Source organism: Flavobacterium xizangense, from assembly GCF_054075145.1.
Genome location: NZ_JBSIPG010000039.1, coordinates 1 through 363, shown reverse-complemented (window position 1 = coordinate 363; position 363 = coordinate 1). Strand labels below are relative to the sequence as shown.

Below are 363 nucleotides of genomic sequence, written 5' to 3'. Positions count from 1 at the left end.
CAAATTCTTGAGAGTCGTATTTTTCATCCGACTTAGCTAGTGCGTTTAAAAATAGCGAAGCAAATTCTTTTGACTCTTCTTCTTCCATTGCACCATCACCAGATCCGCTTTCTAAAAGAATTTGAGACCATATAGTTAATAATTTGTTTTCGTGCTCTTTTAGCACGCCTAGTAAGTTGTTTTGCATTTTGCTGTAATTTGGATTTTTCTCTATCAAATATAAAAATTATTTTTTAAGAGAAGAAAAGAATTACTAAAATGAATTAGCAATAAAGAAAAAAAATCTGTTTTTAGAATGTGCTTATTATCTGTTGTTTACATAATTATATTTCTAATTTTAGTTTAAATGTTTTTCCGTTCTAG

The 363-nt window shown here is 28.1% G+C and carries 1 pseudogene; it reads right to left on the bottom strand.

The annotated features are described in order from the left end of the window. Positions 1–187 (bottom strand): annotated as a pseudogene (locus tag ACWA1B_RS22410) (anti-anti-sigma factor); the annotation flags it as partial. Positions 188–363: the final 176 nt, after the last annotated feature.